The following is a 14,605-nucleotide window of genomic DNA, read 5'->3' as shown; positions in this document are numbered from 1 at the left end:
TCATTTATTTCCCAGCGGTAAGTCAAATTAATTAGGCTGCCGCTTTTTTAAACCCTATATCTATGAAAAAACTTTTAATACTACCCAGCTTGTTTTTTCTTTTTGTAAGCACTTCCTGCCACAAAGAAATCAAATCCGAAAAAGGAGGAATCGATGTTGTCTCCAATGTCTATTTTGATGTTTCCAAAAATCTGGACAACATCCAAAGCTTTCATTTGTCAAGCCTTAATTATTCGGGAGATTCCATTATAGAAAGGATTCCGGATGCTGATGCTCCCGAAATAACCCAACAGATTTATTTCATTAAAGATTCATTGTGCTATACCATTGAAAATGAAAATCCCGGCAAAATTATTCTGTCAGACATCATAAAGAAACAAAAGCCTCTTCCTGTTGAAAAGAAAAAAGGAGGAACATTGTTTTCTCAGGAAAAAATCCCCAATTACAGAAACAGAAAAAATCTGAGTGATACGGTTTTGTTTAAGAAAAAATACAAACGATTTGAAATCAACTCACCTTGGATGTATACCCGGTTTTACATTTATCCCACGGATACTATTTTACCGTACTCTATTTACAAACACGCGGAAAAGGACTACCACGGAAGGCTCGAAAGGATTGATTCTTACAATAAAAAGACGGACATATTCGTGACTCTTCAATTAATATCAAGAAAAAACTGGGACAGTGAAACCAAAGAAATTTTTGAATTTAACCACTTCATAAAAAACAGAAAAAAGTGAAAGATGAAGATTTTTTTAATGAGATAAATGATGACATTTCTGTAGTTGAAGGAAATAAAAAGGAACTTATTGTTTTCACAAACAGTAAGGATACGCTTTCATTCTTGGAGCTTCTTCAATTGAACAAGCAAGTCAATAATAGAACATTGATTACCCTTAATTCAGGTTCAAATAGCAAAAAGTTCCTCAATAGATACCAGAATTATGATGGTAAAATGTTTCTTTGTCTTACCGGGGATAGAACGGGAAATGCAATAACCAGGAAAATTCTTACAGAATTTAATGGCAAAAATATCAAAGACGTTCGTCCTTTGTATGAAATTTCTGAAAATGGGAATCAAGACCTGACCGAATATCTACAGAATAAACTCAAGCTTCAAGATAAAAATACTAATTTAGTTGAACCAAAAATTTCTGAAAATGAAAGCAATGCAATTGAATCCGGAAGAACATCCGATTCTCAGCAAGTGGGAAACGGAACACCTGAACAAAACCCTGGAGAACCTAGCCCTAAGATCCAATCCGAGCAAAACGGAAGTTACGGAAGCGGACAAGCAGTGGGCAGCAACAATGCTGGAAATGGACTTGCAAGCGCAGAGCGGAGCAATTTGGGAAACCGAGACCGAGGAAGAGGATCCTATGACGACTCACAACAGAATAATGTTGGAGAGACTCAAGGACGTTCCGTGGGCGGAATCGTACCCGGGAGAACTGTATCCGATAGAAGAAGACCTGATGGAGGACTTTCCGAGATAAGTGAGGAGTCAACAAATAATGTAGAGTTAGATGCTCTTATTTCAAAATATAAAGGGCAAAAACTGAATAATGATCAAGTTGCAGAAGTAGTTTCTGCAGCTTGTTTTGTTTCCGACAATCACAAAATTAATCTGAAGGAAAATCTTAACATCACTTATGACTTAATAGAAATTTGCAGCCAATTCCAAAGTGGCGGGACGGCAAAAGAAGGGAGAGGGATTTTAGACGAATATTATACGCAGGAAAAAATTGTTGATTCAGTTCATAATTTAATTAAAGACCATTTCAAAACTCAAAAAGAGATTTCCGTTTTAGAACCAAGTGTTGGAACTGGAAATTTCATCTATGCTACTCACGGATTATCTGTAAATTCTAAAATTACAGGTTTTGAAATCAACGAGACCACCGCAAAAATTGCTAAAATTCTGCATCCCGAATCTGACATCAATCTTCGTTCGTTTGAAACTGAATTCATTGACGAAAAAGGAAATAAAAAGGACTTTTCTCAGCAATACGATTTGGTAATTGGAAATCCGCCCTATGGTGAACATCGGGGACTTTACAAAGGGTTGGGAGAAGAGCCTAAAATTTCAAAATACGAAGATTATTTCGTTAAACGTTCACTTGACTCTTTAAAACCAAACGGCGTTTTGGCGATGGTTCTTCCATCAGGTTGGCTCAACCGACAAAAGAATTTGCAGAATGCTAGTGTTTTGGAAGGTTTCCGTTTACCCAATGGCGCTTTTGCAGGAACACAAATCGGAACCGACATTATCATTCTAAGAAAAAACACTCAAAATATCTCGACGGATATTTCTAATTATTTTGAAAATAATCCAACAAGAATTTTGGGAGAAACCCGAGAAAAAACCAACCGTTTTGGTCGATTAGAAAAATATATTCACGGTAATTTAGATGAAGCTTTATTTAAGATTGAACAGTTTAAAAATAGGAATGAAACCCAGCGGATCGGAAATCTGTTTGAAGATTTGTTTTTAGAGGAAGAACCTAAAGCTGAAAATAAAGTTCCTGTACCCAAAAAAGGAAGTGCAGAAATCGAAGATTCTACGAGGATTACAAACCAAAATGAAAATGAACTCAATGTAAGAGAAACTCAAGAAAAAATTGACCAGGTACTTTCCAAACTTAATGACATCAAGTTTAAATCTCCCACAATTACGACTGAAATTAGCAAGTATCAAAAACTGCGCGAAGATCTAATCACAAAGCCGAAATCGTTTTCTGATGAAAAATTAAAAGAATTGATTGAAAAAAGTGATAGGATTATTTCTATTTACAATACCAAAAATCAGAACGAGTATAAACTTCAAACAAAACCGGAAATAAAGAAAGGTGTTTTAAAATATCAATTCTCAAAACAGGATGAAATTGTAAATACTTCCTTGCAAAATAGTTCTGATATTACGAAAGAACAAATTGAAGCATTCAGAGATACCTCTTATGACGGCACATTAAATAATCGTGGAAAGCACCATCAGTTTGCGAACTTCATTGATGGAAACTGGGTTCACGATTTTTATTATACTGAAGGAAATATTTACGCAAAACTGGAACAGCTGGAGCGGGATTTTTGCCGAAGTTCGGCTTCCAATTTTTTAATTAATGATAAAATTGGCGCCGGCACTGCCGGTCAATACGAAAAACAAAAAGCATTATTAGAAAATGTACTACCAAAAGCGAAATCGCTAGATGAGATTTATATCAGTCCGAATCACGAGTTCGTACACAAATTTGAGCTAGGTCAAATAGAGAAAGACCAATATAATCATGTTACAAAACGTACCGAATCAGTCATCGTAGATTACAATCTTGCCGAAAGATTCAAAGATTTTCTCGGCACTTTGTCAAGTGAAGCCTTTGCGGGTTCTTCAGCTTGGGAAGTAAAAAGTTTTGTAGATAATGAAACAGTTACAGGAAGCGATAAAGAGAGGAATGCGTTAGTCAGAGAAAGGCGAAAAGCTGCTGCGAATGATTTGTTTTACAAATTTGTCCGGGAGGAACTTTCCGATGATATTAGAAATCGTTTTGTAAAAGACTTTAACCGCAATTACAATAATATATACGTTCCGGATTATTCTAAATTCCCATTATTTTCCAGAATCTATCTGCATTTCAGAGGTCAGGAATTGCGATTGACCGAAGTTCAGAAAGCAGGAATCGGAAGACAGACCACAAAAGGAGTAGGGCTCTTAGCGCACGAAGTTGGTTTTGGAAAAACGCTTTCCGGAATCCTTTCGATGCACGAAGCAATGGAGAGGGGAAATGCTAAAAGACCAATCATCGTAGTTCCCAATGACAGCATTCTGAAACAATGGGTGGAAACCATTTTTGAAACCATTCCCAATGGTAAAGTCAATGTTTTAGGGAATTTGGGGAAAGATTATGACCTTTCAAAATTTGATAATAAAGATGGAGAAATTACCATTGTTACTTATGAGGGTTTCAATAATATTGGATTTTCATCAGAAATTACCGAAGAACTTTCTTCAAAATTCAGTTACATCTCTGCAAACGAAATGAAGGGCATTACCAATACGGAAAGAGACCTCCAAATTGAACTTCAGAAAGAAAAGGAGATTGAGGGAAAAATGAAGCGTGGTAAAATCTATGATTGGGAAGATTTTGGATTCGACCATTTGACCTTCGACGAAGTTCACAATGCCAATCATATTGTAGGAAAAGTAAAAATTGAGGACCGAAGATTTGCTTCCGATTTCAGAAGTCAAAACCAACAGACTTCCAAATTGGGAATCAATACCTGGATGGCAGCTCAGTACATTCAAGACAAAAATGATGGCAGAAATGTAACCTTGCTTTCCGCAACGCCTTTTACCAACAAACCCCTGGAGTATTATTCCATTCTTTCTTTAATAGCAAATAAAAGATTAGAAGAATCGGGGTATTTCAATGTGAATACATTCTTCGAGACCTTTATGGAAGCGGATAATGATATGGAGATTGATGCAAAAGGTGATGTGAAGTTTAAAGCCAATGTTCGGAGATTTAAAAACAATTCGCTGTTTCAACAACTGTTATCTGAATTTATCGATATAAAAGGAGAGGAGGATAACCCTGAATTGATTCGTCCCAACAAAATCAACAAAGAGTATAAAATTGAGCAGAATGATCTGACAAAAGATCAATATGACTTGCTCAATGAAAATTTCAGTGAAACCGAAAAGGGTGCAATTCTAACGCATATTCTCAATGCCCGATTAATTGCGATTTCGCCGTATCTATCACCATACTATGATGATGAAGAACCTTCTGTAAAAGAATTTATAGAAAATTCTCCGAAGTTGAAACAGACGATGGATTTAATAAGGCAGAACAAAAAAGATCTTCCCGAATCCGGACAAATTATTTATTCTGAATTAGCTGTTGCTCAATTTCCAAAACTGAAAGAATATCTCATAACAGAAATTGGTTACAAACCCGAAGAAATCGGAATTATTAATGGAGCGACCAATAAAAATCAAAGGATTTCTATTCAAAATGATTTTAATGAAGGAAAAATAAAAGTAGTTATTGGAAGTGAAGCCATTCAGGAAGGAATGAACCTTCAGGAAAATACAACAGATGTTTATATGCTAACGTTGCCATATAATTTTACTTCTTTGCGACAGGTGGAAGGACGGGCGTGGAGACAGGGAAATAAAAACGAAAATGTGAGAATTAATTTTATGCTGACCAATGACAGTATTGATGTTTTTATGCTTCAAAAACTACAATCTAAACAGGCAAGATATTTAGAAGCTATGAAAAAAGGTGCCGATGTTTTGGACGTATCTGATATTAGCACTCAAGAGCTTAAAACTTCCATCATTACCAATCCCGAAACCCGAGCCAATATTGAAATTGAATTAATGAAAAAAAGGATTGAAAGCGAGAAAAATAAGCATCTCGCAGATAGTGCTTTTGTCTTGAGAAAATACGAAGATGTTTTGAAAGTTCAAGAGTTAGTTACCAAAGCTGAGCATTCATATAATAGAATTGAAGGCTATTCGAAAAATGGCGATGCAAATGCTGAATATTGGGCAACCCAATTACCATCATATCAAAAAACAATTGACCTTCATAAAGTTCAAGTACAAGAAGTAATTGAAAATTTAGCTCAGAAAGGAATAGATGTTACTCAAATTGAATTTCAAACCAAAATGACTGAGGATAAGATTGCGGAACTGGATAAGAAGCTGGAAGAACTTCCAGCAGTTAGAGAAAGTCTAGTAGTTCAATATAAAATTGAAAAGGCGGAACAGTTGAAAATTAATGAGCATAAAGATTATGTAAAAGAGAGGACGATTGAAAATAGTGTTCTGTATAATGCTTTTCTGAAAGTAAAGTCTATTAATGATGTTGAATTTAAAAATTCTTTAGATAAATCACTAAATCAAATTGAAGAAATAAATTTGAAAGATGTACCAGCTGTAATCAGAAAAAGATAAATGAAATATTTTAATTTATACCTAACTCAAGACTGTCATAAAATACAGTATACTACATCCAATAATGATGCAACGGATTTAGCTAATAACAAACATAATTAGTAGATAGATGCTTATTAGTGAGTATAAAGGGCAATACGGATTTGATATTCTGCTTATAATGCAATGTTTAAGATTCAAAGTACATATTATAGCAATTAAAGAAATAATTTCATAATTTTGTTGTGTTGAAAACTTTTAGTAAACATATCAGCTTTATTATCTTACTATGTTTGGGCTTTTTTCTAATTCCAACCATAGGCTATGCTTGTGCAAAAAAAACAGCTAATACAGAACAAAAAAGCTGCTCTAAAGATCAATCTTCAAAAGCAGAACATAAAAGCAGTTGTAAGGATAAGTCCTGTAATAAGTGCAACGATGGTCACGACTGCAACGGTAAGTGTAAACACGGCTCTTGCAAATGTAGCACTTCTTCATCTTCATTAAGTTTACCTATACTGGTAGATATAAAAACAGAAAACCACTTTGCGGAAATTAAAACGCAAAAATTCGGTTTCAAACAAGCCTATTATTCTTCGGGTTACCATTCCTTTTGGCAACCGCCTAAAATAGGTTAAAACGATGGCTTGTAAGCCACAGTTATGTCTTGTCGAAAGCTAATATTAGTTTTCGTAAACTCTCTATTCCTTAATAATTTAAAAAAATTCAGAATGAAATCAATATCAAAAATATTGATGGTAATCATCGTATTACTATCAGCCGTAAATAGTTTTGCCCAAATCAAAAATGCAAAAACAGAAACCGTAAAAATATATGGCAATTGTGAAATGTGTAAAACAACCATAGAAAAAGCGGGAAATTTAAAAGACGTAGCCACGGTAAATTGGAATAAAGATACCAAGATGGCTACACTCAACTACGATAGTAAAAAAACAAATCAGGACGAAATTATGAAACGTATTGCCTTAGCGGGTTATGACAGCGAGAAATTTTTAGCCCCAGATGATGTATATGCAAAATTATCCGGCTGTTGCCAATATAACAGGGAACTAAAACCAGTTGCAAAAGGCAAAGATGATGGTATGAATATGAAAGCCGAACATGCCAACCACAACCCTAAAGAAATGGCTGCCACAACTACGGCAACTACTCAAAATGTACTACAACTGAAAACTGTTTTTGATAATTATTTTTTAGTGAAAGATGCTTTGGTAAAAACTGATGCAGGTAATTCATCTGCAAATGCCGCTGAATTGGTAAAGGCAATAAAAGCGGTAGAAATGGCAAAACTATCTACCGAGGAACATACCGTATGGATGAAAGTAATGAAAGATTTAACAGCAAATGCAGAGAAAATTGCTACAGCTAAAGACGTTTCAAAACAAAGAGAAATTTTCGCTTTACTGGCTGATAATATGTACGAATTATCGAAAGTTTCAAAACAAGAAACACCTGTTTATTATCAGCATTGCCCAATGTATAATAATGGTAAAGGAGCAAATTGGCTAAGCAAAGAAGAAGCAATTAAAAATCCGTACTACGGTTCTAAAATGCTTACCTGTGGAAGCGTACAGGAAACTATTAATAACAAATAAACCCCCTTTATTATGGACAATATGGAAAACCAACACGAAATGCATCATAATCCCGAAAATGAAGAACATAGCGGTAAACATTCTTTAGCAATGTACAAACGCTTTGCGATTATGGCGGTTGTGATGTTCGCAGCAATGTATTTCATTATGTATGCTATGATTGACGGTTTGCAGAACCTTATCCCCAACATAAATAATTTGTATATGACATTGCTGATGGTTTCTGCAATGTTGATAATAGAATTATGGATAATGAAGGGTATGTATGAAAATAAGAAAATCAATTGGGGCATTATAATAATTTCTGCTGCAATAGGTATCTTTTCGTGGTTTGGTATTCGGGAGCAGTTATTTGTTGGTGATAAGGAATTTGTAAAAGGTATGATACCACACCACGCAGCGGCAGTATTAATGTCTGAAAAAGCAAACCTTACCGACCCTGAACTGATACAGTTGCAAAAAAACATACTCAAAACCCAAGCAGAAGAAATAGAATTTATGAAGCGAAAGCTTAAAGAATTTGAAAATAAGTAAAAAAAAACATATTCATTATTATTTAAAATCATTACAATGAAAAATATAATCTTATCCATCATAACAATTACAACAATTGCAGGTGCTACAATTTCCTGCAACCAATCATCAAATAAAAACACGGAAGCAAAAGCGATTGATACTATCGCTACAGCAGAAAAACTATCCATAGAAAACCCAATGCGCAATGATTCAATGAGTGCATCTGCAATGGATACCACAGTAAAAAAAATTGAAAATCAAGAGGTAAAAGACCAGGTTCAAAACTTCTCTATCGCACCTATAGTGAAAGATTATTTGGCTTTAAAAAATGCACTTGTAGCAGATAATGACAGAGCAGCAGCCAATGCAGGTAAGCAATTATTGACGACATTTAAAAACGTAGATATGAAATCCATTCCTGCCGACAAGCACAGTAAATATATGGACATTGCTGACGATGCCAAAGAACATGCAGAACATATTGGTGCCAACGCCGGAAAGATAGACCATCAAAGAGAGCATTTGGCAATGTTGAGTAAGGATGTTTCAGACCTTATCGTATTGTTTGGCTCTACTCAGAAATTGTATCAAGACTATTGCCCAATGTATAATGATGGTAAAGGTGCTATTTGGATTAGCGAAGCCAAGGCAATCAAAAATCCTTACTATGGTAGCCAAATGCTTACCTGCGGTTCAGTGAAAAAGGAATTATAAATGAAAAAAGTTTTAAAGATAATTCTGGTAACTATGCTGATTATTTTTATTGCTATTCAATTTTATCAGCCTGCTCTCAATATAAATAAGGGGCAGGTTTATACAACCGATTTTACCCAAGTCTATAAAATGCCTGTTGAAGTTAAAGCGATATTTCAAACCTCTTGCTACGATTGTCACAGCAACAATACCAAAAATACGTGGTATTCTAATATTCAACCCATGGCTTTGCTGATGAAAAGACATATTGATAACGGTAAAGAAAAATTAAACTTTAATGGGTTTGGCAATTTAGGTAGGCGAAGGCAAATAAGTAAATTGGAAGGAATAGCAAACCAAATTAAAAACGATGAAATGCCATTAGCTTCTTATAAAATAATGCACAGCAATGCGAAGCTTTCAAAGGAGCGAAAAAAAATCATCATAGATTGGATTAACAAAACAGCCGACAGCCTTTCGACCGTAAATTAAAAATAATGCGTAAAATATAATGCAGAAAACTACGCAAGGTTGCCATAAATGCAATTTTTTTTAAATTAATAAAATTAATAAATGAAAAAGATAACACTAATACTATTCATCCTTTCTACATTTTCCTTTGTACAAGCACAGGATATGAAAGGTATGGATATGAGTAAAAAAGAAAAGGCTCAGCACACAACTTATACTTGCTCAATGCATCCCGAAATCCACGCCACAAAACCAGGCAACTGCCCAAGGTGTGGCATGAAATTGATAAAAGAAAAGACTAAAACAGTAAAACAATCATCGAACGAAAAGAACGATGAAATGCAGATGCCCCCAAAAGAGCAGCCAAAAAAGGTAGACAAAATGAACAATATGTCTATGCAAAAAGAAAAGCATCAAACCGTAAAAAGAATTGTAAATACAAAACCCCCAAAAACAGTTCGATACGAATTGTATGTAAAAGATACGCTTGTAAACTATGCAGGTAAAGAAAAAAGAGCCATTGCTGTAAATGGGCAAATACCGATGCCAACCCTAACTTTTACTGAAGGAGATACAGCCGAAATTGTAGTACATAATCAATTAAAAGAAAGTACATCGTTGCATTGGCATGGCGTTTTTTTACCCAATAAGGAAGATGGAGTGCCTTGGCTTACACAAAAACCCATTCCAGCAGGTTCAACTTACACCTATCGTTTCCCAATTATCCAGCACGGAACACACTGGTATCACTCTCATTCGGGTTTGCAGGAGCAGATTGGAATGTATGGCAGTTTTGTAATGAAAAAGCGTGAGGATGATAAAACTTTTAGAGAAGGAATTGATGATTTGCCCACCGTACCAATGATTTTAAGTGAGTGGACAAACTTAGACCCTGATAATATTAATCGTATGTTACATAATGCAAATGATTGGGCAGCTATCAAGAAAAATGCAACCCAGTCTTACGTTGAAGCCATTAAGGAAGGTCATTTCAAAACAAAAGTGACCAACGAGTGGAAACGCATTTTAGCAATGGACGTTAGCGATGTCTATTATGACAAAATTTTAATCAACGGAAATAATACTACAGATTTAAAAAAAGTTGATGGTAAAACACTAAAAGCAGGCGATAAAGTACGGTTGCGAATATCAAATGGTGGAGCATCCTCTTACTTTTGGTTGCGTTATGCAGGTGGTAAAATTACTGTAGTAGCCAATGATGGTAACGATGTAGAGCCAGTAGAGGTAGATAGATTAATCATTGCAGTTTCCGAAACTTATGATATAGTAGTAACAATTCCTAACGATGGAGTTGCCTATGAGTTTCTAGCCACTACAGAAGACCGAACACAATCTGCAAGCTATTTTGTAGGCAACGGCATCAAACAGCTTATTTCTCCGCTTCCTCGCCTTAAATATTTTGAGGGGATGAAAATGATGAATGATATGATGAAAATGAATGGGGATTTGGACGATATGGGAATGAAAATGAGCCTGAACCAAATGGATATGAATGTAGTGATGTATCCTGAAATTACTGGAGATGCGAAGCAAAAGCAAGACCACAGCCAACACAATATGAGGATGGATAACGACCCTAATCGTTATAATGCAAATGCTTTGGGAGAAATCAAAACGCTGAATTATGCAATGCTACAATCTCCTTCCAATACGGAACTTCCTAAAGATGCTCCAGTAAAAGAATTGAAATTTACCCTTACCGGAAATATGAACCGTTATGTGTGGAGCATGGATAATAAAATACTTTCAGAAGTTGATAAAATACCTGTGAAAAAAGGAGAAATTCTACGAATTACCATTTATAATAACTCAATGATGCGCCACCCGATGCACCTTCACGGTTTTGATTTTAGAGTAATTAATGGTAAAGGTGAAAAATCTCCCCTAAAAAATGTGTTGGACATAATGCCAATGGAAACTGATACCATAGAGTTTTTAGCAAATGAAGAAGGAGATTGGTTTTTCCACTGTCATATCCTATATCATATGATGTCGGGAATGAACAGGGTATTTGCTGTTGACGATTATCAAAATCCGAATTTACCTGACAAAAAACAAGCATATAATATGTTGCAAAGAGAAAGCAATATGCCACACTTTATGGTACAGAATGATTTTGCTACCAATGGAAATGATGGTGATGCGATGCTTCAAAACGCAAGATGGAGTTTAGGTACAGAATGGCGATTAGGTTATAATGATATGCACGGTTATGAGGTAGAAACTCACTTAGGAAGGTATATTGGAAAAATGCAATGGTTTATGCCATTTATAGGTTTTGATTGGAGGTATCGTAAAATGGGTATGGATGAACACGAAACCAATTTATTCGGACAGAAAAACGAAAAAGATACACGTAGAGCATTTAGTTTAGGTTTTATGTACACCTTACCAATGTTGGTTAATTTGCAAGCAGAAGTATATCATGATGGCATAGTTCGCCTTTCTCTAATGCGTGAAGACATTCCCATTACAAAAAGATTGAGGGCAGGTTTTATGGTCAACACCGATATGGAATATATGACAGAGCTAAAATATATTATCAATAAAAATGTGGGCATTCGTACACATTATGACAGTGATATGGGCTGGGGTATAGGATTATCTTTAAATTATTAAAACAAAGGATAAACAGCTAAGCCAGGAAACCGAAAACGTTTTTTCAACCCGTTTGTGCTGTCTCGACTATTTAGCACAATATTACAATTTAAAATTGCACAAAACAATGATAGAACTTATAAAGACAACACCCGCATTTCCTGTCAGGGAAATTGACAAAGCAGTTCAATTTTACAAAGACAAATTTGGTTTTGATTGTCGGCACAAGGAAGACACTTTTGCAATTTTGGTTCGGGGCAACATAGAACTGCATTTGTGGGCTTCCTGCAATTATAGTTGGAAATGGAAAAGCATTTTTCTATTTCTAAAACCTATTAGTAGTGGGGCAGAAAGCTTTTTAGCAGGAACACACAGTTGCAGAATTGAAGTAAAAGGAGTTGAAGAGCTGTATAAGGAGCTAAAAGAAAAAGAGGTGCTTCACAATGAAAAAACAGAGATAGAAAGTACCTATTATGGCACAAGAGAATTTGCAGTATTAGACTTATACGGAAATCTTTTATCCTTTTATGAAAATGTATAAAAATATGTTTTTAAATTTTAGTATTTGCTTAAATAAACAATTTGCATATCTTTGTACTTATGGATAATCTTTCTTGTATAAGGCAGCAGGCGGACGTTAAGCAGATAATGCGTTGCAAAGACCGGATTAGTGAAATCAAAGGGACAGTTGATTATTTATCCAGCGGACTTGAGTTAGCGGGTAACAATGTAAGACTGAAAATACTTTTTCTTCTTTATGAAGAAAAGAAACTTTGTGTTTGCGACCTAAGCGATATTCTCAGTATGACCATTTCGGCAGTTTCTCAGCACTTGCGAAAACTCAAAGACAGAAAACTCATTGAAACGGAAAGACAAGCGCAAACTATTTTCTATTCGTTGGCAAAAGAGTATGAAAAAATGCTCAAACCTTTTTTCAAAATCCTTAACGAAAACAAAATTTTGGAAGCAATATGAAAACAGAAAAAAAATTAATCGGTGCAGGACTTTTGACAGCAATTGCTTCGTCCTTGTGCTGTATTACGCCAATTTTGGCTATAGTTGCGGGTTCAAGCGGAATTGCTTCTACCTTTTCGTGGCTTGAACCTTTTCGACCTTATTTTATTGGTATGACTGTTTTAGTTCTTGGCTTTGCTTGGTATCAAAAACTGAAACCTCAAAAACAAATTGACTGTAATTGTGAAACAAATCAAAAACAAAATTTTATGCAAACGAAATCATTTTTAGGAAGTATTACCGTAATATCAGTTTTACTTCTATCATTTCCGAGTTATGCTCACATCTTTGTTCCAAAGACAAAAATCACGGCAATTGTTACCTCGACTTCTAAAATTCAGAAAGTTGAATTTACTATTAAAGGAATGACTTGTTCAGGATGTGAACATCATGTAAAGACAGAAATTAGCAAACTAAAAGGCATTGTTGAAGTTATTGTTTCTTACGAAAAAGGCAACGCAATTGTAAAGTTTGACAACAAACAAACCAGCATCGAGCAAATCGAAAAAGCTATCAACTCGACTGGTTACAAATCACTAAAAAGCAAAATTATTTCATAATGGACATCATTTTAATATCCGAAATAACTTGTCCAACCTGCGGACATAAGAAATCCGAAGAAATGCCAACTGATGCTTGTCAATTTTTCTATCAGTGTGAGAATTGCAAAACAATCCTAAAACCAAAAAAGGGGGATTGTTGCGTGTTTTGTAGTTACGGCACAGTGAAGTGCCCACCTATTCAAGAGGGAAATGCTTGTTGTAAATAAATGGAAGTGAGGTTAAATTTAGCCTCACTTTTTATAACTATGATTTTGTCATTTACAAGTTTGGGTATCAACTCATCTATAAGTAAAATTCCTAACCTTGCTATATATAGCGATCTTAAAAAAGCATCATTAAATACATTGTTATAATGCAACTTAGAGAGGATGTATTGATAGCTTTTCATTTCAACTGCTGAAGAAATTAGTTCTTTTTTAATATCTTTAAATGAGAAATTTATTTTGACAGGAGTGTTCAGTGAGAGTTCCGGATATGGTTTGCTGGATTTATAAATCTATCTTATATTCATTTCCTTCAATATCTACAATAGAAATATCGGTAATCGTCATTTTTTTGTTCTCATCTTTTGTTTAGACAAGAAAACTTACAGCAATATTTTTCGTGGCTTTATTTCCAACGACTTTTGTTATTTTGAATGAAGAATTGTCTTTTTCCGAATCGAGAATTGGATTATTAATATCAAGTACTTTTTTTATAGATTAATTTTCTAAAGACAAAGTTTTAACCGTCGATTGTAAAGCTTCGTTTTCCTTTTTGAGAGATTCACAGTTGGTCTGGCTGTACGCCAATGAAGCCAGTGATATTGAAGATAAAAATAATATTCTTCTCATCTTTTTTTATTAAAATTTTTTTGTTTAGTATTTTGATAAGAGTTTCAAATATACCAAAAAAAATGATAATGAATCTTGTGCTCTTTTTTGATATTTATCCAAAATAGTTCTATACTCATCATTTTTTCATTTTCTGCCAAACAGAATTTTTTCGGATAGTAAATAAAAGGATTCCCGTAACTGTTAAAATACATCATTGAAAATTCATTAATTAAAGCAAGTTCAATACATCATCTAACCTGCGTAATACGAATACAGGTTGAACCCCATACCTGTATAAATCAGATACAAGTTACATGAGTAAAAAGGATTATGCCAATCATCAAACCTGCGTAA

13 protein-coding genes are annotated in these 14,605 nt (G+C 34.7%); 12 read left to right on the top strand and 1 reads right to left on the bottom strand.

All coding sequences use genetic code 11. The features are described 5' to 3' along the window. The first annotated feature begins 62 nt into the window (after positions 1-62). The 12 genes from H560_RS0117035 to H560_RS23435 all read left to right on the top strand — a co-directional run bounded on the left by H560_RS0117035 (position 63) and on the right by H560_RS23435 (position 13,642). Entirely contained in the window at positions 63-743 is a 681-nt protein-coding gene (locus tag H560_RS0117035) for a hypothetical protein (protein ID WP_027381104.1), read from the top strand. Further along, positions 740-5,965 carry an Eco57I restriction-modification methylase domain-containing protein gene (locus H560_RS21905; RefSeq protein WP_081413998.1) on the top strand — a complete coding sequence of 1,742 codons (5,226 nt, stop codon included), beginning with the start codon at positions 740-742 and terminating at the stop codon, positions 5,963-5,965. The genes H560_RS0117035 and H560_RS21905 overlap by 4 nt, the downstream gene beginning before the upstream one ends. Before the next feature lie 303 nt (positions 5,966-6,268). Next, the gene (locus tag H560_RS0117025; protein ID WP_027381103.1) at positions 6,269-6,451 is read left to right on the top strand and encodes a hypothetical protein; all 183 of its coding nucleotides are present in this window, start codon (positions 6,269-6,271) and stop codon (positions 6,449-6,451) included. A 224-nt stretch (positions 6,452-6,675) separates the two neighbouring features. Beyond that, positions 6,676-7,560 carry a DUF3347 domain-containing protein gene (locus tag H560_RS0117020; RefSeq protein ID WP_027381102.1) on the top strand — a complete coding sequence of 295 codons (885 nt, stop codon included), beginning with the start codon at positions 6,676-6,678 and terminating at the stop codon, positions 7,558-7,560. A 12-nt stretch (positions 7,561-7,572) separates the two neighbouring features. After that, positions 7,573-8,094, top strand: coding sequence for a DUF305 domain-containing protein (locus tag H560_RS0117015; protein ID WP_027381144.1), 522 nt, complete (start codon positions 7,573-7,575; stop codon positions 8,092-8,094). Between the two features lie 36 nt (positions 8,095-8,130). After that, entirely contained in the window at positions 8,131-8,790 is a 660-nt protein-coding gene (locus H560_RS0117010) for a DUF3347 domain-containing protein (RefSeq protein ID WP_027381143.1), read from the top strand. After that, a complete protein-coding gene (locus H560_RS0117005) occupies positions 8,791-9,261 on the top strand; it encodes a heme-binding domain-containing protein (protein ID WP_027381142.1) in 471 nt (156 codons plus the stop codon). An 81-nt stretch (positions 9,262-9,342) separates the two neighbouring features. Then, complete coding sequence (locus H560_RS0117000; RefSeq protein WP_027381141.1) at positions 9,343-11,880, top strand: multicopper oxidase domain-containing protein; 2,538 nt, start codon at positions 9,343-9,345, stop codon at positions 11,878-11,880. A gap of 106 nt (positions 11,881-11,986) precedes the next feature. Beyond that, the gene (locus H560_RS0116995) at positions 11,987-12,400 is read left to right on the top strand and encodes a bleomycin resistance protein (protein ID WP_034753120.1); all 414 of its coding nucleotides are present in this window, start codon (positions 11,987-11,989) and stop codon (positions 12,398-12,400) included. 59 nt (positions 12,401-12,459) lie between these two features. Next, a complete protein-coding gene (locus H560_RS0116990) occupies positions 12,460-12,834 on the top strand; it encodes an ArsR/SmtB family transcription factor (RefSeq protein ID WP_027381139.1) in 375 nt (124 codons plus the stop codon). Continuing rightward, positions 12,831-13,433, top strand: coding sequence for a mercuric transport protein MerTP (gene merTP, locus H560_RS0116985; protein ID WP_027381138.1), 603 nt, complete (start codon positions 12,831-12,833; stop codon positions 13,431-13,433). Before H560_RS0116990 ends, merTP begins: the two co-directional genes overlap by 4 nt. Beyond that, positions 13,433-13,642 (top strand): GDCCVxC domain-containing (seleno)protein, encoded by a 210-nt coding sequence (locus H560_RS23435; RefSeq protein ID WP_081413999.1) that lies wholly within the window; start codon positions 13,433-13,435, stop codon positions 13,640-13,642. Before merTP ends, H560_RS23435 begins: the two co-directional genes overlap by 1 nt. 495 nt (positions 13,643-14,137) lie before the next feature. On the opposite strand, the gene H560_RS23640 is transcribed toward H560_RS23435, so the two are convergent. After that, positions 14,138-14,269 carry a hypothetical protein gene (locus H560_RS23640; RefSeq protein ID WP_262486294.1) on the bottom strand — a complete coding sequence of 44 codons (132 nt, stop codon included), beginning with the start codon at positions 14,267-14,269 and terminating at the stop codon, positions 14,138-14,140. Between the last annotated feature and the right edge of the window lie 336 nt (positions 14,270-14,605).

The organism is Chryseobacterium daeguense DSM 19388, assembly GCF_000430825.1.
Lineage (GTDB): Bacteria > Bacteroidota > Bacteroidia > Flavobacteriales > Weeksellaceae > Chryseobacterium > Chryseobacterium daeguense.
The sequence above is the reverse complement of the archived record's forward strand: the minus strand, read 5'-3'. Positions and strand labels throughout refer to the sequence as shown.

Excerpts from the sequence above, each read along its gene's own strand:
- H560_RS0117035 (WP_027381104.1), top strand. The coding sequence starts at position 63 with ATGAAAAAACTTTTAATACTACCCAGCTTGTTTTTTCTTTTTGTAAGC.
- H560_RS0117025 (WP_027381103.1), top strand. The coding sequence starts at position 6,269 with ATGCTTGTGCAAAAAAAACAGCTAATACAGAACAAAAAAGCTGCTCTA.
- H560_RS0117020 (WP_027381102.1), top strand. The coding sequence starts at position 6,676 with ATGAAATCAATATCAAAAATATTGATGGTAATCATCGTATTACTATCA.
- H560_RS0117015 (WP_027381144.1), top strand. The coding sequence starts at position 7,573 with ATGGACAATATGGAAAACCAACACGAAATGCATCATAATCCCGAAAAT.
- H560_RS0117010 (WP_027381143.1), top strand. The coding sequence starts at position 8,131 with ATGAAAAATATAATCTTATCCATCATAACAATTACAACAATTGCAGGT.
- H560_RS0117005 (WP_027381142.1), top strand. The coding sequence starts at position 8,791 with ATGAAAAAAGTTTTAAAGATAATTCTGGTAACTATGCTGATTATTTTT.
- H560_RS0117000 (WP_027381141.1), top strand. The coding sequence starts at position 9,343 with ATGAAAAAGATAACACTAATACTATTCATCCTTTCTACATTTTCCTTT.
- H560_RS0116995 (WP_034753120.1), top strand. The coding sequence starts at position 11,987 with ATGATAGAACTTATAAAGACAACACCCGCATTTCCTGTCAGGGAAATT.
- H560_RS0116990 (WP_027381139.1), top strand. The coding sequence starts at position 12,460 with ATGGATAATCTTTCTTGTATAAGGCAGCAGGCGGACGTTAAGCAGATA.
- merTP (WP_027381138.1), top strand. The coding sequence starts at position 12,831 with ATGAAAACAGAAAAAAAATTAATCGGTGCAGGACTTTTGACAGCAATT.
- H560_RS23435 (WP_081413999.1), top strand. The coding sequence starts at position 13,433 with ATGGACATCATTTTAATATCCGAAATAACTTGTCCAACCTGCGGACAT.
- H560_RS23640 (WP_262486294.1), bottom strand. The coding sequence starts at position 14,269 with ATGAGAAGAATATTATTTTTATCTTCAATATCACTGGCTTCATTGGCG.